General features: G+C 56.2%; 22 protein-coding genes. 11 read left to right on the top strand and 11 right to left on the bottom strand.

Translation table 11 applies throughout. The annotated features are described in order from the left end of the window. Nucleotides 1–424: 424 nt before the first annotated feature. The 4 genes from metH to ACFOWX_RS13240 form a co-directional block, all read right to left on the bottom strand. Nucleotides 425–3,127: a methionine synthase gene (metH, locus tag ACFOWX_RS13255; RefSeq protein ID WP_381424893.1), complete on the bottom strand. Its 2,703-nt coding sequence runs from the start codon at nucleotides 3,125–3,127 to the stop codon at nucleotides 425–427. Between the two features lie 157 nt (nucleotides 3,128–3,284). Beyond that, on the bottom strand, nucleotides 3,285–4,331 hold the full coding sequence (locus tag ACFOWX_RS13250) for a homocysteine S-methyltransferase family protein (RefSeq protein ID WP_381424891.1): 1,047 nt from the start codon (nucleotides 4,329–4,331) through the stop codon (nucleotides 3,285–3,287). A gap of 139 nt (nucleotides 4,332–4,470) precedes the next feature. Next, a complete protein-coding gene (metF, locus tag ACFOWX_RS13245; protein ID WP_381424889.1) occupies nucleotides 4,471–5,415 on the bottom strand; it encodes a methylenetetrahydrofolate reductase [NAD(P)H] in 945 nt (314 codons plus the stop codon). Beyond that, nucleotides 5,412–6,482 (bottom strand): ArsR/SmtB family transcription factor, encoded by a 1,071-nt coding sequence (locus ACFOWX_RS13240; protein ID WP_381424887.1) that lies wholly within the window; start codon nucleotides 6,480–6,482, stop codon nucleotides 5,412–5,414. The genes metF and ACFOWX_RS13240 overlap by 4 nt, the downstream gene beginning before the upstream one ends. 236 nt (nucleotides 6,483–6,718) lie before the next feature. Between ACFOWX_RS13240 and ACFOWX_RS13235 the strand changes: the two genes are divergently transcribed. From ACFOWX_RS13235 to ACFOWX_RS13220, 4 genes are all read left to right on the top strand, one after another. Next, nucleotides 6,719–7,051, top strand: a complete 333-nt coding sequence (locus tag ACFOWX_RS13235) for a hypothetical protein (RefSeq protein ID WP_381424885.1) — start codon at nucleotides 6,719–6,721, stop codon at nucleotides 7,049–7,051. 77 nt (nucleotides 7,052–7,128) lie between these two features. After that, entirely contained in the window at nucleotides 7,129–7,356 is a 228-nt protein-coding gene (locus tag ACFOWX_RS13230; protein WP_381424883.1) for a hypothetical protein, read from the top strand. 57 nt (nucleotides 7,357–7,413) lie between these two features. Next, entirely contained in the window at nucleotides 7,414–8,121 is a 708-nt protein-coding gene (pdeM, locus tag ACFOWX_RS13225; protein ID WP_381424881.1) for a ligase-associated DNA damage response endonuclease PdeM, read from the top strand. A 92-nt stretch (nucleotides 8,122–8,213) separates the two neighbouring features. After that, the gene (locus ACFOWX_RS13220) at nucleotides 8,214–10,088 is read left to right on the top strand and encodes a cation:proton antiporter (RefSeq protein WP_381424879.1); all 1,875 of its coding nucleotides are present in this window, start codon (nucleotides 8,214–8,216) and stop codon (nucleotides 10,086–10,088) included. Between the two features lie 23 nt (nucleotides 10,089–10,111). On the opposite strand, the gene ACFOWX_RS13215 is transcribed toward ACFOWX_RS13220, so the two are convergent. Next, nucleotides 10,112–10,768, bottom strand: coding sequence for a YggS family pyridoxal phosphate-dependent enzyme (locus ACFOWX_RS13215; protein ID WP_381424877.1), 657 nt, complete (start codon nucleotides 10,766–10,768; stop codon nucleotides 10,112–10,114). A 116-nt stretch (nucleotides 10,769–10,884) separates the two neighbouring features. On the opposite strand from ACFOWX_RS13215, the gene ACFOWX_RS13210 reads away from it, so the two are divergent. Beyond that, nucleotides 10,885–11,391, top strand: coding sequence for a thiamine phosphate synthase (locus ACFOWX_RS13210; protein ID WP_381424875.1), 507 nt, complete (start codon nucleotides 10,885–10,887; stop codon nucleotides 11,389–11,391). Between the two features lie 109 nt (nucleotides 11,392–11,500). On the opposite strand, the gene ACFOWX_RS13205 is transcribed toward ACFOWX_RS13210, so the two are convergent. Then, on the bottom strand, nucleotides 11,501–12,286 hold the full coding sequence (locus ACFOWX_RS13205) for a hypothetical protein (RefSeq protein WP_381424873.1): 786 nt from the start codon (nucleotides 12,284–12,286) through the stop codon (nucleotides 11,501–11,503). 230 nt (nucleotides 12,287–12,516) lie between these two features. On the opposite strand from ACFOWX_RS13205, the gene ACFOWX_RS13200 reads away from it, so the two are divergent. The 4 genes from ACFOWX_RS13200 to holA are packed head-to-tail and all read left to right on the top strand — an operon-like array spanning nucleotide 12,517 to nucleotide 17,038. Continuing rightward, entirely contained in the window at nucleotides 12,517–12,948 is a 432-nt protein-coding gene (locus tag ACFOWX_RS13200) for a DUF3576 domain-containing protein (protein WP_381424870.1), read from the top strand. Nucleotides 12,949–12,954: 6 nt separating this feature from the next. After that, the gene (gene leuS / locus ACFOWX_RS13195; RefSeq protein ID WP_381424868.1) at nucleotides 12,955–15,510 is read left to right on the top strand and encodes a leucine--tRNA ligase; all 2,556 of its coding nucleotides are present in this window, start codon (nucleotides 12,955–12,957) and stop codon (nucleotides 15,508–15,510) included. Next, nucleotides 15,507–15,998, top strand: coding sequence for an LPS assembly lipoprotein LptE (gene lptE / locus ACFOWX_RS13190; RefSeq protein ID WP_381424865.1), 492 nt, complete (start codon nucleotides 15,507–15,509; stop codon nucleotides 15,996–15,998). Before leuS ends, lptE begins: the two co-directional genes overlap by 4 nt. Next, complete coding sequence (gene holA / locus ACFOWX_RS13185) at nucleotides 15,995–17,038, top strand: DNA polymerase III subunit delta (protein ID WP_381424863.1); 1,044 nt, start codon at nucleotides 15,995–15,997, stop codon at nucleotides 17,036–17,038. Before lptE ends, holA begins: the two co-directional genes overlap by 4 nt. A 6-nt stretch (nucleotides 17,039–17,044) precedes the next feature. On the opposite strand, the gene ACFOWX_RS13180 is transcribed toward holA, so the two are convergent. After that, nucleotides 17,045–17,581, bottom strand: coding sequence for a DUF4402 domain-containing protein (locus ACFOWX_RS13180; RefSeq protein WP_381424861.1), 537 nt, complete (start codon nucleotides 17,579–17,581; stop codon nucleotides 17,045–17,047). Nucleotides 17,582–17,666: 85 nt separating this feature from the next. Between ACFOWX_RS13180 and msrB the strand changes: the two genes are divergently transcribed. Further along, nucleotides 17,667–18,065: a peptide-methionine (R)-S-oxide reductase MsrB gene (msrB, locus tag ACFOWX_RS13175; protein ID WP_381424859.1), complete on the top strand. Its 399-nt coding sequence runs from the start codon at nucleotides 17,667–17,669 to the stop codon at nucleotides 18,063–18,065. A 21-nt stretch (nucleotides 18,066–18,086) separates the two neighbouring features. Here the strand turns inward: msrB and ACFOWX_RS13170 are convergent, their stop codons facing one another. Continuing rightward, entirely contained in the window at nucleotides 18,087–18,734 is a 648-nt protein-coding gene (locus tag ACFOWX_RS13170) for a DUF805 domain-containing protein (protein WP_381424857.1), read from the bottom strand. A 177-nt stretch (nucleotides 18,735–18,911) separates the two neighbouring features. Here ACFOWX_RS13170 and ACFOWX_RS13165 point away from each other — a divergent pair, with 177 nt between their 5' ends. Beyond that, nucleotides 18,912–21,020, top strand: coding sequence for a transglycosylase domain-containing protein (locus ACFOWX_RS13165; RefSeq protein WP_381424855.1), 2,109 nt, complete (start codon nucleotides 18,912–18,914; stop codon nucleotides 21,018–21,020). 18 nt (nucleotides 21,021–21,038) lie between these two features. On the opposite strand, the gene ribA is transcribed toward ACFOWX_RS13165, so the two are convergent. From ribA to ACFOWX_RS13150, 3 genes are all read right to left on the bottom strand, one after another. Beyond that, complete coding sequence (ribA, locus tag ACFOWX_RS13160; protein ID WP_381424853.1) at nucleotides 21,039–22,112, bottom strand: GTP cyclohydrolase II; 1,074 nt, start codon at nucleotides 22,110–22,112, stop codon at nucleotides 21,039–21,041. After that, nucleotides 22,109–22,903 carry an exodeoxyribonuclease III gene (gene xth, locus ACFOWX_RS13155; protein ID WP_381424851.1) on the bottom strand — a complete coding sequence of 265 codons (795 nt, stop codon included), beginning with the start codon at nucleotides 22,901–22,903 and terminating at the stop codon, nucleotides 22,109–22,111. The genes ribA and xth overlap by 4 nt, the downstream gene beginning before the upstream one ends. 330 nt (nucleotides 22,904–23,233) lie before the next feature. Next, a complete protein-coding gene (locus ACFOWX_RS13150) occupies nucleotides 23,234–23,854 on the bottom strand; it encodes a LolA family protein (RefSeq protein ID WP_381424849.1) in 621 nt (206 codons plus the stop codon). Between the last annotated feature and the right edge of the window lie 98 nt (nucleotides 23,855–23,952).

Genomic DNA, 23,952 nt, shown 5'->3' with positions numbered 1-23,952 from the left:
CTGAAACAAGTTCAGGATGACGACCCGTTTGAATAGTTTCAGTGGTGAACCAAGTTCAGGATGACGGATTGCGTAAACATCTCGCGCAGCAACGCGACATTGGGCTGACGTTTTTTGGCGTGCGGTGACAGCCTCTGCGGTCTCTGCGCGAACCTATTTAATCACACGAAGCCACGAAGAGCACAAAGAGGAAGCGTGTAGCTCGCACAACCCACTCGTCACCCCCGCGAAGGCGGGGGTCTATCACCTAAGCTATCGGTTTGAACTGCCACCCCGGCTCAAAATTCGGCCTCGGGAGATGGGCCCCCGCCTACGCGGGGGTGACGAAGCATTTGTATTTTGGTTTTGCTGACACAGCAGCAGTGCAAGCCCCTTGGCGGCGGGCAAATGGCTCGCGGTCCATGCGCTGGATCACATACCTGCCTCAATCATTCAAATTGGGCCGCAAATATTGGCGTGCCCGGTCCAGATCCAGCCCGCGCCGCGCGGCATAGTCGGTGACTTGATCCTCATCAATGCGGGCAACGCCGAAATATTCGGCTTGCGGATGGCCGAAATAGAAACCGGATACCGCTGCCGTTGGTGTCATCGCAAAGCTGCTGGTCAATTCGATGCCGGTATGGGCGGTGGCGCTTAGCATATCGAATAATATTGGTTTCAAACTATGGTCGGGACAAGCGGGATAGCCGGGCGCCGGACGGATGCCGCGATATTCTTCTTTAATCAGCGCTTCGTTGGTCAGCTGCTCGCCTTCGGCATAGCCCCACAGCTTTGTGCGGACATGATGGTGCATCCGTTCGGCAAATGCTTCGGCGAGCCGGTCGGCCAGCGCTTTCAGCAATATGTCATTATAATCATCATGCGCGGCCTTAAATTCGGCCAGCTTGACATCAATCCCATGCCCGGTGGTAACGGCAAATCCGCCAATCCAATCGTCGGTTTCGGTGACAAAATCGGCAAGGCACATATTGGCCTTCCCTTCGCGTTTGACCACTTGCTGCCGTAAAAAGGGGAGCGCAACCGTATTCCTCTCCCCTTCAGGGGAGAGGTTAGGAGAGGGGGCGGCATGATGAATAGCCGCTTCTGTCCTCGGAACGGAAGAGATATCAACCACGATATTGTCGCCGTCGCGCCGTGCCGGCCATAATGCGGCGACGCCTTTTGCGGTCAGCCATTTTTCGGCGATAATCGTATCGAGCATCGCCTGTGCATCGGCAAATAAGCTGCTTGCGCTTTCGCCGACTATATCGTCGGTCAGGATGGCGGGATAGCTGCCATGCAATTCCCAGGCGCGGAAAAACGGCGTCCAGTCGATATAGGGGCGCAGGTCCGCCAAATCCCAATCTTCATAAATATGCAGCCCGGGCTGCTGCGGTGCGGGCGGTTTCAACGCAGGATCGATGGTAAAACCATTGGCCCGCGCGTCGGCCAGCGGGGTGAGCCGCTTTGCCGTTTTGCCTGCACGGGCGCTGCGGATGGCTTCATATTCGCTGCGGGTTTCGGCGACAAATTTGTCGGCCATCGTCTCGCTGACCAATGTTCCTGCAACGCCCACCGCGCGGCTGGCGTCTAGGACATGGACGGTAGGGCCGCTATAGGCGGTTTCGATGCGCAGCGCAGTATGCGTTTTCGATGTCGTCGCCCCGCCGATTAGCAGCGGCATCGTCATCTTCGCCTTTTCCATCTCCTCTGCCACCGTCACCATTTCGTCGAGCGACGGGGTGATCAGGCCCGACAGGCCAATCATATCGGCATCATGGTCATTCGCGGCTTTGATAATGTCCGCCCAAGGGACCATGACACCCAAATCGACAATTTCAAAGCCATTGCATTGCAGGACGACGCCGACGATATTTTTGCCAATATCATGCACATCGCCCTTTACTGTGGCCATGATGATCTTGCCCTTGCCCTTTGCGCCTGCTTCTTTTTCCGCCTCAATATAGGGGAAAAGATGCGCAACGGCTTTCTTCATCACGCGCGCCGATTTCACCACTTGCGGCAGGAACATTTTGCCGCTGCCAAACAGGTCGCCCACGACATTCATGCCGTCCATCAATGGCCCTTCGATCACTTCAATCGGCCGCCCGCCCGCCGCCTTTATGGCCAGCCGCGCTTCTTCGGTATCGTCGATAATATGCGCGTCAATGCCCTTGACCAGCGCATGTTCGAGCCGCCGCTTCACCTCCCAGCCGCGCCATTCGGCCGCCGCCTTTTCCTGCACCGCATCTGTGCCGCGATATTTTTCGGCCAGCGCGATCAGATTCTCGGTCGGGCTTTCCCCTGATTTCGGCGTGCGGTTGAGGATCACATCCTCACAAGCTTCGCGCAATTCAGGGTCGATATCATCATAGATATCCAGCTGCCCCGCATTGACGATGGCCATGTCGAGGCCGGCGGGAATGGCGTGATAGAGGAAGATCGAATGCATCGCGCGGCGCACCGGTTCATTGCCGCGGAAAGAAAAGGACAAGTTGGACAGACCGCCGGAATAATGCGCATGGGGGCATAGCTGTCTTAGCTCCGCCACTGCCTCGATAAAATCGACGCCATAATTATTATGTTCTTCAATCCCCGTCGCAACCGCGAAAATATTCGGGTCAAAAATGATATCCTCGGGCGGAAATCCGATGGTCATGAGCAGATCATAAGCGCGTTTGCAAATCTCCACCTTGCGCGCTTTGGTGTCGGCTTGCCCGGTTTCGTCAAAGGCCATGACCACCACCGCCGCGCCGTAAGCCATGCAGAGCCGCGCGTGATGCAAAAAGGCCTCTTCGCCCTCTTTCATTGAAATGGAATTGACGATCGGTTTGCCCGATACGCATTTCAGCCCCGCCTCAATCACGCTCCATTTGCTGCTGTCGACCATCACCGGGACGCGGGCAATATCGGGCTCAGCGGCGATGCGCTTGATGAATTTGGTCATTGCCTCTTCGGCGTCGAGCAAGCCTTCATCCATGTTGATGTCGATAATTTGCGCGCCATTTTCCACCTGATCGCGGGCGACTTCAACTGCGGCTTCATAATCGCCGCTCAGGATCAGTTTTTTGAACCGGGCGCTGCCGGTGACATTGGTGCGCTCGCCAATATTGACGAAGGAAGAGCCGGTTGATTGGGAGGTGGTCATTTTTTTATGTCAATCTCTTTAACTTCGTCATTCCCGCGCAGGCTGGAATCCATCATCTGATTTTTCGGCATTGAAAAGCCTGCTCAATAAATTGATCTGGGGTGATGGATCCCCGCCTGCGCGGGAATGACGGATTACTATATACTCTAGCTTATATTCACGCCGCCATAATGAACGGCTCTAGCCCGGCAAGCCGTGTGGCAACGCCCGCTTTGGGAATAGTGCGCGGCGGGCGGCCTTTTACCGCGCCTGCAATCGCGGCAATATGGGCAGGCGTCGTGCCGCAGCATCCGCCCACGACATTGACCAGCCCGTCATCCAGCCACGCCTCAATCAATTGCGCCGTCTGCTGCGGCAGCTCATCATATTCGCCCAGATCATTGGGCAGGCCGGCATTGGGATAGGCCATGATCAGCGTATCGGCCTGTTTGGCCAATGCGGCGAGATGCGGGCGGAGCAGGTCCGCGCCAAAGCTGCAATTCAGCCCCATGGTTAGCGGCTTTGTATGCCGGATCGCGGCCCAAAATGCCTCAACCGTGTGGCCTGATAGATTGCGTCCCGCCATGTCGGTGATCGTCATGCTGATCATCAAGGGCACATCGCGGCCCGATGCAGCGGCGGATTCCGCGGCGGCCATCGCGGCGCATTTGGCGTTCAGCGTGTCGAAAATCGTTTCGATCAACAGGAAATCAACGCCGCCGTCGATCAACGCATCGCATTGTTCGCGGTAGACATCTTTCAAATAGTCAAAATCAATTTCGCGGTAACCCGGATCGTTGACGTCGGGGGACAAAGACAGCGTTTTATTGGTCGGGCCGATGGAGCCCGCGACGAAACGCCGCTTGCCATCCTTCGCTTCGGCGGCATCGGCGCATTTGCGGGCGAGCTTTGCGCTTTCAACATTCAATTCGCGCACCAAATGTTCGCAGCCATAATCGGCCATGCTGATTTTCGTGCCGCTGAAGGTGTTGGTTTCGATCAAATCGGCCCCGGCCTCCAAATAGGCGCTATGGATCGCGCCGATCACATCGGGGCGGGTCAGCGAAAGCAGGTCATTATTGCCCTTTTGATCCATCGGCAGGTCAAGCGTGCCGCGATAATCGGCTTCGGACAGTTTATAGGCCTGAATGGCGGTGCCATAGCCGCCGTCAAATACCATGATCTGCTTTAGCGCGCGCTCGGTAAACTCTTGACGTGCGTTCATACCAATGAACCTTTCCATTCTAAAACTTCGTCATTCCCGCGGCGGCGGGAATCCAACTCCTGCCCGGTAAATTTAAGTAACCGGAGTTGGCCCCCCGCTTTCGCGGGGGTGACGACGGTTGTGAGGAAGCTTAAGCATGTCATGCTGCGATATCCTTGGCATTGTTGGCGACGGGCCGCTTGCCAAGCAGATGGCAGATGGCATAGCTAAGCTCCGCTCGGTTCAAGGTATAGAAATGGAAATGGCGCACGCCGCCTGCATAGAGCTTGCGGCACATTTCGCTGGTTAATGTCGCCGCGACCAAGGCCCGCGCGTCGGGATGATCGTCGAGCCCTTCATACAGCTCATCCATCCAGGCCGGGATCGTAACGCCGCACATGCCGGAAAATTTGCGCGCCTGCGCCACGTTGGACACGGGCAATATGCCGGGAACCAGCTCTTGGTCGATCCCTGCTGCTGCGGCTTTGTCACGGAACCGGAAGAAGACTTCGGGATCAAAGAACATTTGCGTGATTGCGCGGCTGGCGCCTGCGTCCAATTTGCGTTTCAGATTGTCGATGTCGCTTTGCGGGCAATCGGCTTGCGGATGGGTTTCGGGATAGGCTGCGACGCTAATTTCGAAATCGGCAATCTCTTTCAATCCTTTGACCAGCGCAGCGGCGCTGTCATAACCTTGCGGATGGGGTTTGAAAAACTCTCCTTCAGAAGGCGGATCACCGCGCAGCGCGACGATATGCCGCACGCCTGCCTCCCAATAAGCTTCGGCGACTTCGCGGATATCCTGCTTGCTCGCTTCGACGCAGGTCAGATGCGCGGCGGCGGGAATGCCGGTTTCCTTTACGATCCGCGCCACTGTCGCATGGGTGCGTTCGCGCGTGGACCCGCCCGCACCATAGGTAACCGACACAAAACGGGGGGCGAGCGGCGCAAGGGTCACGATGCTATCCCATAGCTGCGCATCCATTTTCTCCGACTTGGGCGGGAAAAATTCAAAGCTAATCTCCGCATCACCGGGCAAGCCGGCAAATAAGGGCGCATCAACCGCGCGGCGGGTTTCCTGCATTTGATCGAGCGTTAAGTTCATTTCACTATCCTAACTTGTGGCCTAACTTGTGGCCTAATCTGCGGCCTAATTTGGGGGTTTGCCCTGATGTGAGGGCTGGACTCTTGGGATAAATCTGAATCCGGATCGCGGCGCTGTGACCCATCCGCCTGTTTTTGACCCAGCCAGATTTTCACCGTTAATTCGCCGCCGTCCAATGTCGCATGATCGGCCAGATGCAGCCCGCCATTGGCAAAGGAACGCAGGATCAGGTCGTTACTGAAACCCAGCCGCGCGTGGGCGTGAATGCTGCGCAGCTCCTCTTTGTCATGCGGTGCGAAATCGACGATCATCATTCGGCCCGATGGTGCCAAAACGCGCGCCGCCTCGGCAATCACCCGTTCGGGGGCCTGCGCATAATGGAGTACCTGGTGGAAGAGTATCGTATCCTGACTGGCGTCGGGTAACGGGAGGGCGTTGAAGTCGCCCAGCATGATATCAATTTTGGCGGCATCCCCGCCGCCAGCGGGCAGCGCCGCCAATTTCGCGCGGGCCAGCCGGAGCATTTCGGCGCTATTGTCGATGGCCGTAAAATGGTCTGCATTATGGGCGAATAGCTCGATCATGCGGCCCGTGCCGGTCCCAATATCCAGCACGCGGCCCAGCGGCGCGATGTTCAAATATAGCTGCATCGCTGCCTCAACCTCTGATTCGGCGACATGAAGGCTACGCAGGCTGTCCCATTCGCTGGCATGATGTTCAAAATAGCTGGCCGCCATTTCCGCTCGTCCGGCGCGCACCAGCTCCAGCTTTTTCAAATCCTGATCAATAATGTCGGCATCATCATGTCCAGATTTCGCAAAAAGGCTGTTCATTGATTCTTCCAGCAATTGCGGACCAGGGCGCAGAAAAACCCAACTGCCTTCTTTACGCCTTTCCGCAAGGCCTGCTTCATCCAATATGCGAATATGACGGGACACCCGGGGCTGACTTTGCCCCAAAATTTGGACCAATTCACCTACCGACAATTCCAATTGCCGGATCAAAATAGCGATTCGAAGCCGTGTTGGATCGGCCAAAGCCCGCATTAAGGTTAACAATCTGTCCATTGGCAAAATCATATAAAGAATTCTTTATATGCTGTCAATCGGCTCAAATGCTTAGGTTATGGTTTTTCTATCACGCAAGTGACCTGATTTTTCTCGGCGCTTAGCCTGCTTATCTTAAAACCACATTGCCAAGGCAAAATGAAGTGAGTAAAGACGCATTCCGCAGACCAACCCGTGCATCAGGTACGGGCGTTTGTCAGGTTTTATTTTTAGTATTTTGCTAGGGGGTTTCCCAAATGAAGAAAATTGCTGTCTCTTTCGTTCTCGCCGCTTCACTCGGCCTCGCTGCTTGTTCAGGTGCAGAAGAAGCTGCTACCGATGCAGCCGACACCGCAACCGAAGCTGCTGACACTGCAACCGACGCTGCTGCTACAGCAACCGACGCTGCAGCCGAAGCTACTGAAGCTGGCGCTGCTGCTGCTGGTGAAGCAGGTGCCGACGCAACTGCTGCTGCAACCGACGCTGCTGCAACTGCAAAAGAAAAAGTTGGCGAAATGGCTGACAAAGCTGCTGAAGGTGCCGACAAAGTAGGCGCCATGGCCGACAAAGCCAAAGAAGCTGCTCAGTAATTATTACTGGCTTTTAGCTGATAGAAAGGCTGCTTGGTATATACCGAGCAGCCTTTTTTCTTTGGGGAGAGCAAATTGTGAAAAATAACGCTATCGCAGCTGCGTTATCACTATCGGCCCTATCGCTCATGCTGGCGGCCTGCGGTCAGGGCGGCGATGATGCCGCCAATGGGTTGACAGCGCAAGATGCCGCCGCCCTCGATAAGGCCGCGGAAAAGCTTGATCAGGAAAATACGCCCACCCCCGCGATTATCCCTGCGTCAAAACCGGACGCACAGGAACAGCAGCAACCGGCGGCAAAATAACCGCAATATCATTATCCGGGCTTGCCCAAAGCGCCTGCCTTTATCATAGCCGTCTGCATGACGGATCATTTGCAGTTTGGCGGCGAAATATTTCATATCGTTGGCGATGCCGCGCTTTTTTGGCCGCAGGAAAATACGCTGCTGGTTGCTGACCTGCATCTTGAGAAGGCGAGCTTTTACGCGAAAACGGGCCAAATGCTTCCGCCATATGATAGTCATGCCACATTGACGCAGCTGTCCGATATCGCGGCCAAACAGGACGTCCGGTCGGTCATTTGCCTGGGCGACAATTTCCACGATACCGGCGGTGAAGCCCGCTTGTCGGGAGAGGCCGCCATTTTGCTGCGCCAATTGACCCAGCGATATGAATGGACATGGATTACCGGCAACCATGACCCGCAACTGGACGCAATTTGGGGCGGGCATAGCCGCTTGGAACAGATTGTGCGCGGCATCGCCCTGCGCCATGAAGCCGATCCTGCCAATCGGGAACCGGAAATCAGCGGCCATTACCATCCCAAGCTGCGCGTTGAAACCGCTCGCCGCGCAGTCACCCGCCGCTGTTTCACCGTCAGTGACCGAAAAATTATCATGCCGGCATTTGGCGCGCTGACCGGCGGTATGGATGCGGCGCAGGCGGCATTTCTGGCACAGCCAGACGCCGCGCGGCATGGCGGCGCAATGGCGGTTTTGAACGTAACCGGCAAAATTATCCGTTTTCCGCTTGATCTTACCAAGGCCCGGGCGGCGGCTGCGGCTGGATGACCCGTCCTGCGATCCACGCTGAAAGCGCCTAAGCGGGCCATATCGTTGTTTTAACTGGCCAAGCGGGCGAAACTCTCCCATAAACCGGCATAATGTTTTACATAGACTCCCTACTCATTAAGATCGCGCTGATCGGGATATTGGGCGTGGGCGCACAATGGGTGGCGTGGCGGATTAACCGTCCGGCGATTGCGCTGATGCTGCTGGCGGGGATTTTGGCAGGCCCGGTTCTGGGGTTGCTTGATCCCGAAAATGATTTTGGCAATTTGTTGGATCCGATCGTCAAATTGGCGGTTGCCATTATCCTGTTTGAAGGGGGGCTTAGCCTCAATTTCCGGGATTTGCGCCACGCGGGCAGCGGCGTGTTGCGGCTTGTCATCATCGGTGTGCCATTGGGATGGGGCCTTGCAACCGCGGCGGGTTATTATGGCGCGGGCCTGCCCTTGCTGGTCGCTGCTTTATTTGGCGGCATTATGGTGGTGACAGGTCCGACCGTGATCGGGCCGTTGCTGCGGTCGATGCGGGTCGGCAACCGGGTGCGCGATATTTTGAAATGGGAAGGGATCGTGAATGATCCGATTGGCGCATTGCTCGCCATCGGTATTTTTGCCTATATCCAATATCGCAACGAATTTGGCGCCGACGCCCAAATGGCTACGGTCATCATCTCGGTCTTGGGCCCCAGCTTGATCGCTGCAATCATCGGCGGTTTGCTCGGTTGGATTTTAACCTGGGCTTTCATGCGCGGCCATGTGCCCGAATATCTCAAAGCGCCGGTGATGCTGATTACAGTGATAGCGGGATTTGTCGGCGCGGACCTTATCATGCATGAATCGGGCCTGATCACGGTGACCATCATGGGCGTGGTGATGGCGAACCGGCCCGTTTTTTCCAGCCGCGCGCTGCGCCGGTTTAAGGAAGATTTGACCGTCCTGCTGATTTCCGGTGTCTTCATCTTATTATCGGCAACGCTGGATTGGGAAACAATGCAGAAATTCCAGCTGCAATTTGTGGTCTTCTTGGCGCTGCTGTTGTTTGTTGTTCGTCCGCTCACCGTATTGCCCAGCCTGATGTTTAGCGATGTGCCCTGGCGTGAAAGGTTGTTTATTGCCTGGATCGCGCCGCGCGGTATCGTCGCTATTGCGGTCACTGGCCTATTCGCGCTGCGGCTGGTGGATGAAGGCTATGAAGGCGCCGATGCGCTGGTGCCGCTGGTATTCGCGGTGGTCATCACCACGATCATCGCGCATGGTTTTTCCGCTGGCTGGGTCGCGCGCAAGCTGGGTCTGGATCAGGGCAAGGGCGAGGATATTTTAATCGTCGGCGCGAACCGCTGGACCGTTGCTTTTGCGCGATTCCTGAAAAATATGGATATTCGCGCGGTCATCCACGACCATAACCGCGCCGCATTGCGCCATGCCCGCCGGGCCGAAATTGAAACCGTCCTCGGCGATCTGGCCGAAGAAGCGCATAGCCATGACATTGACCTGCAATCCTTTCAACAAATGTTGATTGCCACCGATAATGACAGCCATAACCGGCTCGTCGCGGGCGATTTGGGGCCGGAATTTGGCTATCAAAAAATCACCCGCATGGATGCCGACATTGGCGATATGCGTGATGAGGGGCGCGGCCGGATATTGTTCAAAAGCGGCACTTGCTATGACATATTGGACGAAAGATTGCGCGACGGATGGCAATTTAGCAAAACGCGGCTGAGCGACAAATTTGGCTGGAAAGACTATGTCGCCAATTTGGATGAGGGTGAAGAGCCATTGGCGCTGGTTAAGCCCGACGATCGGTTGATATTCTTTACCACCGCCGATCAACCCGTCGCCGAAGCGGGCGATATGCTGATCAGCTTCGTCGCCCCCGAAACGCGGGAGGAACGCGCCGCGCAGCGTAAGGAAAAACGCAGCGGCGATAATAAGGATAATAAGGATAATAAGGATAAAGCGCCCGATTAAGCCGCTCTTGTCATCCGCTGCGGTCAGGCGCTGCGCGGTCCAAACAATGCGGTGCCAATTCGGATATGCGTCGCGCCCAGCATGATCGCGGTTTGATAATCGGCGGTCATCCCCATCGACAAAGCAGGCAGGGCGTGCCGCTGCGCCAATTCATATAGCAGCGCGAAATAGGGCGCGGCTTCGACGTCGGCGGGCGGTAAGCACATTAGGCCAATGATCGGCACGCCCTGCTGCTGTGCCAGCGTCAATAAATCCGCAATACCACCGACCGCGCATCCGCCCTTTTGCGCTTCGCCGCCAATATTGACTTGCAGGAAACAGTCGGGCGATTTTCCGGCGGCGTTCATCGCTTTGCCCAATGCGGTGATCAGTGAGGCGCGGTCTACCGAATGAATGACATCGAACAGCGCCACCGCCTCTGCCGCCTTGTTGGATTGCAGCTGTCCGATCAGGTGGAGCGTGACATCGGGATAATCGGCCAGCAATTCGGGCCATTTTGCCGCTGCCTCTTGCACCCGGTTTTCCCCGAATACGCGCTGGCCATCGGACAATAGCGGACGAATTTCATCGGGCGTACGGGTTTTCGATACCGCAATCAGGCTAACATCCTGCGGTTTGCGCCCGGCAATTTTCGCGGCTTTGGCCATTTCGGCCCTGATCTCTTCTATCGCATTTGTCATCGCCCCGCGCTATAGAAGATGCAATGCCGCGCCGCCACAAAAACCCGCCTCCTGCGCTTCGACATATATATTATCGGCCGGCGGGCAAGCTGCGGGCGGTGCCGCGCCGGTGGTTGATGACCGATCCGCGTTTGGGCGGCGGGTTGTTGGCGGCGGTGCAGCGGCTTCGCACCGGCTCTGGCGTTATAGTGCGGCATTATCATTTGCCGGAACAGCAGCGGGCGGCGTTGCTGCGCGATGTGCGCCGTATCTGCCGCAGGCGCGGGCATTTCGTCTTCTGGGCGGGCAATGAGCGGCAGGCGATCCGCTGCCATGCCGATGGCTTTCACAGCCGCAGCGGCCCTGCGGGACGCAGCAAGCTGCCCCGCAGCGCGCCAGTGCATGATGTAACCGAATTGGCGCAGGCGAAGCGAAAAGGGGCGCAGATGATATTGGTCTCTCCGCTTTATGCCACGGCCTCGCATCCCGGTGCGCGGCCCATGGGCATGACTCGTTTCCGCCGCATTGCCATGCACAGCGGGCGGGCCGCGATAATTGTGCTAGGGGGCATGACCGCCGCGCGCGGGCGAATGCAGGATAAACGCATCGTCCATGGCTGGGCGGGAATATCGGCATATCGGTGATAAGCCGGTATAGACCTCAAAATCGCTGATTAACGCGACGCTTTCAAAAATTTGGAATATGCGTCGGCGGCAGAGAAATGCGGACCGCAAAGCGGCTTAACCAAAGCGATCAGAAACGAATTTTTGTGCCGACATATACGGCTTCGCTGTCGTTGCGGTCGCTGACCGCCGGCGCCACGCGGTCGCGATCGCTCTGATAACGGACACCTGCGGTAACCGCCACGCGTTTGGTAACGGAGAAGCTACCTTCCAGATCAACCTTGTAATCGCCAGCTGCGGCATTGCCATTGGCGCTTGGAACGACGCTGCGGTCTTTGGCGACGCGCATGTCAGCGCCAAAGCGGCTTTTCTTCGGTGCGCTATCGTCTTCGAGTCGGAAGCTACCGGCTGCGACATCCAGATTGGCAATCGGAGCGCGGACCGCTTGCCGTGGTTCAACCGGAGCAGAAAAACCTTTCCAACCCTTGGATGCGGTCAAACGGAAATCGGATTTGGCCAAACGGATCGGTGTGGCCGTGCCAGCTTCGCTTGATGCAATCGCGGACCGAATGGAAACCGCCTTCGATGATAGCGGCGAATCGGTGCGCGCAGCAATGGTCATCGTCCGGCCAGGCACATTTTTCACGCCCGCAGGGGTGAAAGCAAAACGGCTATTGTTAATTTTGACCGCTTCATTTTTTTCGTCGGCGCGGAATTTGGCCGCCAGCCTTTTATCGACGCCAGCAGGCGTGAAATTTTCAAGCAATTGATTCGCGGTTATTTTTCCGCCACCCAAATTGGCGGCCAAAGCGGGAAAGAGGATCGGTGAAAAAGCAAAAACAGAAGCCGCCAGCAGCGATGCTGTTACCATGGCATATTTGCGTTTTGATTTCACTTTGCTGGTCATGATTGACACATTCGACTCCCTGTGGACCTTACATAGACCGTAATGGCTTCACAAAAAAGGCTTATCGCCCAGAAATAGCCGATATTTCAAATAATGTTGCATATCGCACACATAAAACAGGCTCCCTATCTGCAAGCTGAACGAAAAATCACGCGCGGTTCAGCATCGGGAAAGCTTGCTCCCGCCAGCAAAGCCGATATAGAGGCTGACATTCATCCAAAGAAATTCAAGGACCGATCATGAACCGCAATCAATTCGCCCTCATTTTGGCCGCCGGCACATTGCTGATTTCAGGTTGCGGTAAAAAAGACCGCCCCAATACGGAATTGGCGGCGAGCAAGATCAACACTATCGGCGTCAATAGCTATTTGTGGCGGGCATCGCTTGATGCCTTGTCGCAATTGCCGCTGGCACAGGCGGACAGCGCGGGCGGCGTGATTGTAACCGACTGGTATGTGAACCCCAATTCGCCCGGAGAGCGGGTGAAGTTGACCGTGTCTATCCTTGATCAGGACTTGCGCGCCGATGCGCTGCGGGTGGCGGGTTCGCGGCAAATTGCGCAAAATGGCCAATGGATTGACGCGCCAATGCGCGCGGCCACGGTGCAGAAAATGGAAGCAATCATCCTGACCAAGGCGCGCGACCTGCGCCGTAGCGCGATCAGCGGATAAGCATTTATGAGCGAAAATGAACGTTTTAACCCGCACGTCGCCGACGCGCGGTGGCAAAAAATATGGGAAGAGCGCGGCATATTTCGCGCCGATGACGCCAGCGAAAAACCGCGCAGTTATGTGCTGGAAATGTTTCCTTATCCGTCGGGCAGGATCCATATTGGTCATGTCCGCAACTATACGATGGGCGATGTTCTGGCCCGCTATAAACGGATGCGCGGGTTTGAGGTGCTGCACCCGATGGGCTGGGACGCATTTGGGATGCCAGCGGAAAATGCCGCAATGGAAAAAGGCGTGCATCCCGGCGGCTGGACCCGCGACAATATCGCCCATATGAAAAAACAGTTGAAGCGTATTGGTTTTGCGCTCGACTGGTCGCGTGAACTCGCCACATGTGAGCCCGAATATTACGGCCATGAACAGGCGCTGTTCCTGAAATTATTCGAGGCGGGACTTGTCTTTCGCAAGGAAAGCGAGGTCAATTGGGACCCGGTGGATATGACCGTGCTGGCCAATGAACAAGTCATTGACGGCAAAGGCTGGCGCAGCGGCGCAGAGGTGGAGCGGCGCAAATTATCGCAATGGTTCCTGAAAATCACCGATTTTGCCGAAGAATTGCTGGATGGTTTGGGCGATCTTGAACATTGGCCGGACAAGGTGCGGTTGATGCAGGAAAATTGGATCGGCAAATCTCAGGGCCTGCGCTGCACCTTCAAATTCGTCGGCAGCGATGACGGCATTGATGTCTTCACGACGCGGCCCGACACCATGTATGGGGCAAGCTTTGTCGCCATCGCCGCCGATCATCCGGTGGCGCAGCGGTTGGCCGCAAATGCCCCCGCATTGCAGGAATTTATCGCCGAATGCAAAAAAGGCGGCACAACGGCGGCGGAAATTGATACGGCGGAAAAACAAGGGTTCCATACGGGGCTCAGCGTGGCTCATCCGCTCGACCCCAGTTGGCATTTGCCGGTCTATGTCGCCAATTTCGTGCTGATGGATTATGGCACCGGTGCGGTTTTCGGATGCCCCGCGCATGATCAGCGCGATCTCGATTTCGCGCGCAAATATGACCTGAATGTCACCCGCGTCGTTGCCGAAGGTGATGAAACCGATAGCGATTTTGACGGCGACACGGCCTATACCGGGCCGGGCCAGATTGTGAATTCCCATTTCCTCAACGGCATGAATATCGATGAAGCGAAAGCCGCCGTGATTGCCAAGGCGGAAAGCGAAGGATGGGGACAGGGTCAGACGCAATATCGCCTGCGCGATTGGGGTGTCAGCCGTCAGCGTTATTGGGGCACGCCGATCCCGATCATCCATTGTGACGCCTGCGGCGCGGTGCCTGTGCCGGAAGATCAATTGCCAGTGAAGCTGCCCGAAGATGTCAGTTTCGACATACCCGGTAACCCGCTCGACCGGCATCCGACATGGAGCAAGGCGGAATGCCCGAAATGCGGCGGCGCGGCGCGGCGCGAAACCGATACGCTCGATACTTTTGTCGATAGCAGCTGGTATTTCATCCGCTTTGCTAGCCAGCCGGGTGACACCCCGTTCGACAAATTGACCGCCGAAAAATGGCTTCCGGTCGATCAATATATTGGCGGGGTGGAGCATGCGATCTTGCACTTGCTCTATGCGCGTTTCTGGACCCGGGCGCTCAGCCATATTGGCATGATCGATGTGAAGGAGCCCTTTGCTTCGCTGTTCACGCAAGGCATGGTGACGCATGCTACCTACCGGCATGTTGCAGTGGATTCATTAAATGGCGTCAAGATGAACCCTCCTATTTATATGTGGGATTCGCCTGAAGATGTTGAACGCAGAGAAAACGGCTTGTTTTTGAAAGGGACTGACATTCCTGTGGAAATCGGCCGCATCGAGAAAATGTCCAAGTCGAAGAAAAATGTCGTCGATCCCGATGACATTGTCGACCAATATGGCGCCGATGCCGTGCGGTGGTTCATGCTGTCCGATAGTCCGCCCGAGCGCGATCTGGAATGGTCGGAGGCGGGCATTGAAGGCTGCTGGCGCTTTACGCAAAGGCTGTGGCGGCTTGCAGGTTCGGTGACCCGCACCGCAGGGCATGACAAGGCCATCGAGCGCAAAATGCATCAGGCGACAGCCGGCATTGCCGCAGATATTGAGGCGCTGGCCTTTAACAAGGCGGTCGCGAAAATTTACGATCTGGCCAATGCCATTGAAAAGGCGCCGCCCTCGCAAAGCTGTAACGAAGCTATCCACCGTATCATTCTGCTCGCCAGCCCAATGGTTCCCCATCTGGCCGAGGAAGCGTGGGAACGATTTGGCAACGAAGGCCTCATCGCCGATGCGCCATGGCCCGAAGTGGATGAAAATCTGCTCGTCGATGACGAGGTGACAATCGCCATTCAGGTGAAGGGCAAACTGCGCGATACGGTGCAAGCGGCCAAGGGCCTTCCGCAAGATCAGCTGCAAGCGCTTGCAATGGCCAGCGAGAAAGTTCAATCTGCAATTGCGGGTCACGAGGTCCGCAAAGTGATTGTGGTTCCCGACCGCTTGGTGAATATTGTGATATGATCCGTTTCCTTGCCCTTATCCTATGCTGCGCGGCGCTCACGGCCTGCGGGTTGAAACCGCTTTATAGCGGCGGCAGCACCGGCGCGGTTGCCAGCACGCTCGACACGGTTTCGGTCGATCCGATTGAGGGCAAATCCGGCTGGCTGATGCGCAATGCGCTGCAAGACCGGCTGAATAGCGGTGCAGGGGAATCGGTTCGATATAGGCTGGTGGTGAAGCTGGATGACAGCATTGAGGGGCTCGGCGTGCGCAGCGATGACACGGTGACCCGCGAACGCCGCACCTTGCGCGCGCGCTATCAATTGATTGACACGCAAAGCGGCAAAACGGTGGTCGATGCAACCGCCGGATCGGACGCCGGTATTGACGTGGTGAGCAGCGAATATGCCACCATCGCCGGGGAAAATGCCGCGCTCGAAAATCTGTCGCAAAAGCTTGCTGACATGATTGTCGCTCGGCTGTCGCTCTACGCCCGCCAGCAGCAATGAGCTTTCGCAGCGGACCCAAAAAACTCAGCGAAAGCGAATTTATCGGCGCCGTCACCGCGCGGCCAGATATCCGCCTGTTCCTGATATTTGGCCAAGATGCGTCGGCCATATCGGATATTGCCGCCCGCGCGGCTGCGGCCTTGGGGGAGGAGGCCGAGCGGGTTGATCTGGACGGCGAACATATTCGTAAAGACCCGGCATTATTGGCCGATGAAGCTTCGTCGCTGTCGCTATTTGGCGGCAGCCGTTATATCCGGCTGACGATGCGGCGCGAAGAGGCGTTGAATGCCTTTGAAAATTTGCTGGGCGCCGATCAGGGCGGCAATCCCGTGATCGCGACCGCGGGTGATTTGAAGAAAACCAGCAAGCTGCGCAAACTTGCCGAAGGATCAAAACAAGCGCTCACCTATATCTGCTATCCGCCCGGCGAAGGTCAGGCGGCGGCCACCATATCGGCCCTCGCACAGCAACAGGGGCTGCGTATGGACCGGGCGCTTGCCCTGCGGATTGCGCGCTATACCGGCCAAGACCGCAAATTGGCGGCCATGGAGGTGGAAAAATTGGCGCTTTATCACGACGCCTCGCCGGATAATCCGGTGACGGTGGATATGGCCGCATTTGAACAATTGTCGGCGGAAACCGGCGAGGAAAATGTGCAGGCGCTGATCAATCATGTGCTGGGCGGAAAATTGCGCGCGCTCGGCGGGGAATTGCTCAACAACCGGCAAATGGGGGTGGATGCCGTGCGCATTATCCGCGCGATGCAGCGTCAGGTGGCGTTGCTGATCGGGCTGCGCGCTAAAGTGGAGCAGGGGACATCGCCGGGCGCTGTGGTGCGCGCGACCCCGTCGATATTCTTTAAGGAAAAAGAATCGGTGGAGGCACAGCTGATCCGCTGGCCTGCGGTGCGGCTCGCCGGGCTAAATGGCCATTTGATTGATATTGAACAAAGGGTGATGAGCGTCAAAGCAGAGCTGGGCACCGTGATATTGGAAGAAGAGCTGACCAAAATCGCCCGCGCCGCCGCCCGCGCGGGCTAACCGGGTTTACTCATATTGCGCAGTGATCGGGATCCGCCCGCGAAATTTGCCCGATACGCTGCCGCTTACTTGGAGCGCACCGCCAAAGGAAAAACGCAGCTCACCCGATGCGTCGAGCCGGGGCGCAGGGCCCAAATCGGTCTGCAATTCGGCCAGCGTCATGGTGCCGCCGGTGGATGATGTCATCTGAATCGAGGCGGGCATATCGACGCGCACTTGCCGCCCTGGTTCGCCCCGGATCACTGCTGTTCCCGCCAGCGAATAGCCGCCTAGATCAACGAGACCGCCCTGCACCTGCGCCGTGCCGCTTTGCGGATTGATCTTCACCTGTCCGCTTTGTCCGGTGCCAGCCATCGCAAAGCGGCTGAAATTGAGCCGCGTGGTAATGTCGATGCTGATCGGCGTATCTGGCCCCTTGGGCGCGTTACTGGCGCTCGGCGCGGCCTCACACAAGCGGCACACGTCGCCGCGCGCTGCGCCGATGGGCAACAGGATTACCGCGGTAAAGGCGGCGGCCAGTAAAGAGAGGCGGATTCCAATCATCCCCTCAAATTACAACATATGTGGTAAATAAGCGGTAAAGCCGTCAAGCCTTGACGAAGCGGGCGGGGCATCACACATTGCGGATATGAAAAAGATTGAAAAAACCGATGCCGAATGGCGAGCTCAGCTCGACCCGATGCAATATCATGTGCTGCGCGAGGCGGGGACGGAACGCGCCTTTACCGGCAAGCTGACCGATGAAAAACGCGAAGGTCGCTTTTTTTGCGCAGGTTGCGGGACGGAATTATTTGCATCGGACAGCAAATTTGACAGCGGCTGCGGCTGGCCCAGCTTTACCGCGCCTGCCGACGCCGAAGTGGTTAAAGAAAATGTCGATACCAGCCATGGCATGGTCCGCACCGAAGTGCGCTGCGCCGCTTGTGATGGGCATTTGGGCCATGTTTTCCCCGACGGCCCGGTTCAGGCAGGCGGCCTGCGCTATTGCATCAACAGCGCCGCGTTGGAATTTGACGCCGAGGAATAAATCGCGGCGTGGCGGGAAGTCCTAATCCTCTTGTTTCGTTCCGAAACCTTTCGGAATGGCATAGCTACGCGCAGGTATTTTTATAGAGGCAATGTCTTCGCGTAAATTTTCGAAACGGTTCGGATCATCATTTGGACCATATTCATTATGATCAAGTTCGCTTGGCTTAAGAATTGCGATAAATATCGCAAAGCCAGTGACCAAAAGCACGGCGTTCAAAGTCTGCATCAAAACCATGTATATTTTCGTCCGCTCGGTAATGGCGGCTTCTGCCATCTGCGGTCCGGCAAACCAAAGCATTAGTATTTCAGATATGAAAACCAGAGCGAATATTTTCACAATCAATGTCTTACCACCGCTGTCATGAACGCGGCGGAACACAGCCGCGCCAAGTGAAATCCCTATTCCAGCCGCAATGACAGCTGTTGCTTGATACATGAATATCGTGAGTTCTATCGTAGATTGCTCTAAAGCGGCTTGATAATGCTCGTTTTTTTGCAGCTCGGAGCCATTAGCTATCATTTGCATTAACATTTGAACAATCACGATTTGTGACGCCCCGAAATACAGGAATATATTGGCGATGAAGAAAGGGAAAAACTCTCGGCGTGGAGTTCGCCCCCTAAAATTAAAAATATTCAGATAACCTTTGAATATCGATTTCATCATCCACCCCCTGAAGTCAGCAGAGGATAGCCAATCAGAGGTTAATATTATGAAAAAATCGATTTTTATGGCGCCAGAATTAATAGGGCCTGACCCGAGGTCCAAACCCTGAAGCTGCACGGTTCCTGCACATCAAATTCACTTGTGGCGGCAGGTCATTGTCAGTAACACCTGCTGTCTATGGCACGTAAAAATAATGGCGCCCAAAAAGCGGGCAAGCAGCAGGGGCGGGTGAAGCTCTGGTTTTGGCGTCTCGTGAAAACCGGGATATTCGCCAGCCTGATGGGCGTGATGGTGCTCGGCATATTTGTTGCGGTTGCTCGCGGCGAAATTGATAGTTTCGAAGATTTGAAAGCGTCGCCCAATGGGCAGATGATCCGTCTGCGCGCCGCCGATGGCACAGTGATACAGTCCATCGGCCCAAGCTTTGGCCGCTGGCTGACCATCGATGAGCTTCCCCCTGAGATGAAGGATGCAATGGTCGCGGTGGAGGACCGCCGTTTTTACAGCCATCCGGGCGTCGACCCCATCGGGATCAGCCGGTCTTTTTGGGTGCGGTTTCAGCGCGGCTATTTCGCGCAAGGCGGATCGACCATAACGCAGCAATTGGCGCGCAATATCTATCTGAATAACAATAAGGAATTTGGCCGAAAAATGCGGGAGATTATTCTCGCCATGGCGATGGAAACCAAATTCAGCAAGGATCAGATACTCGAATTATATCTGAACAAAGTCTATTTCGGCGGCGGCGCTTATGGTGTCGATTCCGCCTCAAGGCTGTTTTTTGGTCATAGTGCGGAAAAATTATCGCTATCCGAAGCGGCGATTATTGCGGGTCTGGTTAAAGCGCCCTCGCGCTATGCCCCTACCGCCGATCCCAAGGCCGCATTGGGCCGCGCAAAGGTCGTGGTTGAGGTGATGCAAGATGCGGGCATGATTACCGCAGCGCAGGCCGCATCGGTGAAGCCGGCCGAAGTCAAATTGACCGCAGATAAACCGCAAAATAGCGTGCGTTACTTTACCGATTGGGTGCTACCGCAGCTGGATGGGTTGATCAAGGAGCGTGAAAAGCCGCTCGATGTATGGACAACGATCGACCTGAATATGCAGCGCGTGGGCACGGCGGCAATACAGGCCAATGCGCCGCGCGGGGCGCAAGGGGCGCTGGTTGCCATCGACCGCGATGGGGCGGTTCGGGCAATGGTGGGCGGCACCGACTATGTCACCAGCAATTATAACCGCGCCGTCACCGCGCAGCGTCAGCCGGGATCGGCGTGGAAGCTGTTCGTATATCTGGCCGCGTTGGAGGCTGGGTTCCAACCAGAGGATAAAGTGGTTGATGAACCCATTGATATAGACGGCTGGCAACCCAAAAATAGCGGCGGCAACTATTCCGGCGAAATCACTATTCGCACCGCATTTGCTTATTCGAAAAATACCATCGCGGCGCTGATCGGGAATGAAGTGGGGACCAGCACGGTCGCCAATATGGCGCGGCGGTTTGGTATCACGACAAAGATCAATACCAGCCCGTCGATGGTGCTGGGCACGTCCGAAACGCGGTTGATCGATATGACCCGCGCTTTTGCTCAAGTCGCCGCCAATGGCCGCAGCCTCGAGCCCTATGGTATCGCCAAGGTTACCACGATTGACGGCGATGTGATTTACCAGGCAAAGCCGCCCAAATCGATCCAATTGGTTGAGCCTTATGTTGCAGGCGCAATGATCGATCTGATGCAAAGCGCGGTTGAAACGGGCAGCGGCCGCCGCGCGCAAATTGGCCGGCCTACCGCAGGCAAAACCGGCACAACCAGCAGCAATAAGGATGGTTATTTTGTCGGATTTTCGAGCGGGTTGACCACCGGCGTTTGGATGGGCCGCGATGATGCGAAGCCCGTGGGTGATTTGCAGGGCGGCCGCGCTCCGGCCAGCGCTTTTGCTGCGTTCATGCGCGTGGCAGTGGCCAAGCGTCCGGTGGAAAAATTCAACACCGATGTCACTTTCCCTGAACGGCTCGACGAAGAGGGAACCGCGCCCGCAGAGGGCGATGACGGCACGATATTCGTAGACGAAAATGGGCTGCCGATTGAAGGGGTGCCAGAGGTTGATCCCAATCAGGTCGATGAGGCTATTCGTTCCAACCAAGCGGATGATGCCTGGGTCGATGAGATATTGGGGCGCCAGTCCGGCGGCGGCAATAAAGGCGGTAACAAAGGCAACGGGGAGGGCGCAAAGCCCAAACAAGGCGATGAGGGTCCACCGGAAAATCTGCTCCCCGAAGGATTTTAGGGGCCAATTAGAGCGGGATTATCGAAGCTTATGCCCGGTGCGTTCGCGCTTCGTATCCAGATAATGCCGATTATGCGGATTGGCGGCGATTTGCAGCGGCAGACGCTCTGCCACTGATAGGCCCTGCGCCTCTAGCCCCGCGACTTTTTCGGGATTGTTGGTCAGCAATTTGACCGTACTGACATTCAGCAAGCGAAGCATTTGCGCCGCGATGGAAAAATCGCGGGCATCGACGGCGAAGCCCAAGCGGATATTGGCGTCAACCGTGTCGAACCCTTGATCCTGCAACGCATAGGCGCGCAGTTTATTGATCAAACCAATGCCGCGCCCTTCCTGCCTTAGATACAGGAGTATCCCCCAATTTGTCGCCGCCATTTGCTCCAAAGCTTCATGCAGCTGCGGCCCGCAATCGCATTTCAAGCTGCCCAGCACATCGCCGGTCAGGCATTCGCTATGCAACCGGACGATGGGCACGCTGCCATCGTGCGTCCCAATGATCAGCGCAATATGATCGGTGGCATCGGCGATACTGCGAAAGGCGATGATTTCTGCCTCCTGCGATGCCGACACCGGCAACCGCGCCCGCGCCGCGATTTGAATATTATGGGAATCGGCATAAGCGGCAATTTGCGCCGGGGTGACATTATCAATATCATCGCCATCGCGGGTATCACTGTCGCCGTCACTGACAAGAAATGCGGGCAGCAGTCCGGCATGGCGGGCCAATTCCATCGCAGCCAATGCCGCCGCATCATCGGGTAGCGGCAATGCCCCAAATGGCCCCTTCATCGGGTAACGCAGATCGAGCGCAGGGTCGGCAATCGCCATGGCCAACCCGGCATCATATTGCGGCGGCATGGCGATCATCACGGGCAGGCTGGTATCGCCTGCCGCGCGCTGATTGGTGAGTTTGAGGGTCGCAGCACGGGCGGCGGAGAGCAGCATCGCGCCCGCCTTGTCTGCGCCGCCGGTTTCTGCGGCAACCACGGTTATGGCGGCTTGCTCCCCGTGCACCCGGACCGGCCATCCCCGGCGCAGCGCATCAATGGCGCGGGCCGCCTGTTTCGCCGAATGAGGTGCGCCGCCTGTCAAAAATCAAATTCCGTAACGATCGGCGCATGGTCGGATGGCTTGCCCCAGCTGCGGCACATTTTATGGACGAGATGGCTTTTCGCTTTGTCCTTCAAATCGGGGGTAACCCACATATGGTCGAGCCGGCGGCCTTTATCGGCGCTCTCCCAATCTTGCGCGCGGTAGCTCCACCAAGTGTAGAGCTTTTGCGAGTGATCGACAAATTCACGCGCCAGATCGACCCAATTGCCCGCTGCCTGCAATTTGGCGAGCAGGTCAATTTCAATCTCGGTATGGCTGACCACATTGCGCAGCTGCTTATGGCTCCACACGTCATGTTCAAGCGGTGCGATATTGAAATCACCGGTGAGCAATGTTTTGCCGCTTATCGTTTGCGACCATTCGGTCATCCGGCCAAGGAAATTCAGTTTCTGAGCGAATTTTGAATTCACATCGGTGTCGGGCACCTCACCGCCTGCGGGAATATAGACATTGTTGATCCGGATGCCTCCGTCAATTTCGACGCCGACATGGCGCGCTTCGCCATTGGCTTGCCAATCCAGCTTTTCGATATTGCGCAGCGGAATTTTGCTGATGATCGCCACGCCGTGATAGGCAGGCATGCCATTGATGGCGAAATTGCGATAGCCCAATTGCCGAAACGGGCCTTCGGGAAACAGCTCATTGGTGACCTTGGTTTCTTGCAGGCATAATATATCGGGTGCCTCTTCGCGCAAATAGCGTTCGACAATATCGAGGCGGGCGCGGACAGAATTGATATTCCAAGATGCGATACGAAGGCTGTTTGACATGGGGACTTGCTCTAGAGCCGCTTGTGCACAGGGGCAAGGATGTTTCTAGGTGGCGCGTATGTCGCAGGCGCCGATATTGTGCAGCCACCGGACAAAGCAAAGCCCTCACTCCGGGGGCATTTGGAGTGAGGGCTAAGCTTGCGTTCGTCACGCGGATATCGAGGGAAAGTTTATTGCTGCGGGCAACAGGGGGAAAACCTCACAACAACCCTCCTTCGATGTCTTTTTTATACAATTGCTTTCCTGTCATTTACATGAACAAAGCCGTTCATGTTACCGGTTGGTCGTGCCCAAAGGCTCGTTTCGCCGCTTGTTAACCGCAGTTAACCGTTATTTCCGTCCCCGGCGGCGTGGATCGGTCCAGTTAAAGCTCTTATCCGATATGGCGACATTATATTTTACATTTGCGAGTCGCACCGTGGTCCGATTATTTTTGGAATCGAGCGCCACCCATCCATAAAGCGTGTAGCCGCTGGGCGCGTTGGCATCTTTGGTGAAGGTGAATGTCATCGTCCCATATTCTGGCCGGCTAGGGTCGCGGACCTCGACGCTGATTACCTTGTCACTGCTGGTCGATTGTAATTTTCCATATTTGCGCAGGTCCTGACCGGGATCGAGCAAAGCGGTCAGCGGGCTGTTTTTGATCGGCCATCTTTGCACTTGCCGGACGGCATAGTCGATCATGGTGAGCGCTTTGCCATCGGCGACGATCAGCAGCGACGTATCGCCTGTATATTCAAAACGAACATGGCCCGGCCGTTTCAGCAGCAGCTTGCCGCCCACGCTGCGCCCCGCTCCGTCGGTTTGGGTGAAATTGGCGGTCATCGTGCCGACCGATTTCATATGCTGCACCACGATATCCATTTTGCCGGATGACTGCTGCGCCGGTGCAGGCGCGGTGGCGACCAACGCAATAGGTGCAGCGATGATGGCGGTAAGATATTTATTCATAACGTCTTTTATCCTGTTGAATTGCAACAATCTATAATCGGAGGTAGCGGCCCGGGCTTGAATAGAGCGTGAACCGCATAAGCCCGCAAATTTCGCGT

Source organism: Sphingorhabdus arenilitoris, assembly GCF_042651485.1.
Classification (GTDB): Bacteria; Pseudomonadota; Alphaproteobacteria; order Sphingomonadales; family Sphingomonadaceae; genus Sphingorhabdus_B; species Sphingorhabdus_B arenilitoris.
This window is presented reverse-complemented; position numbering and strand designations above follow the sequence as displayed.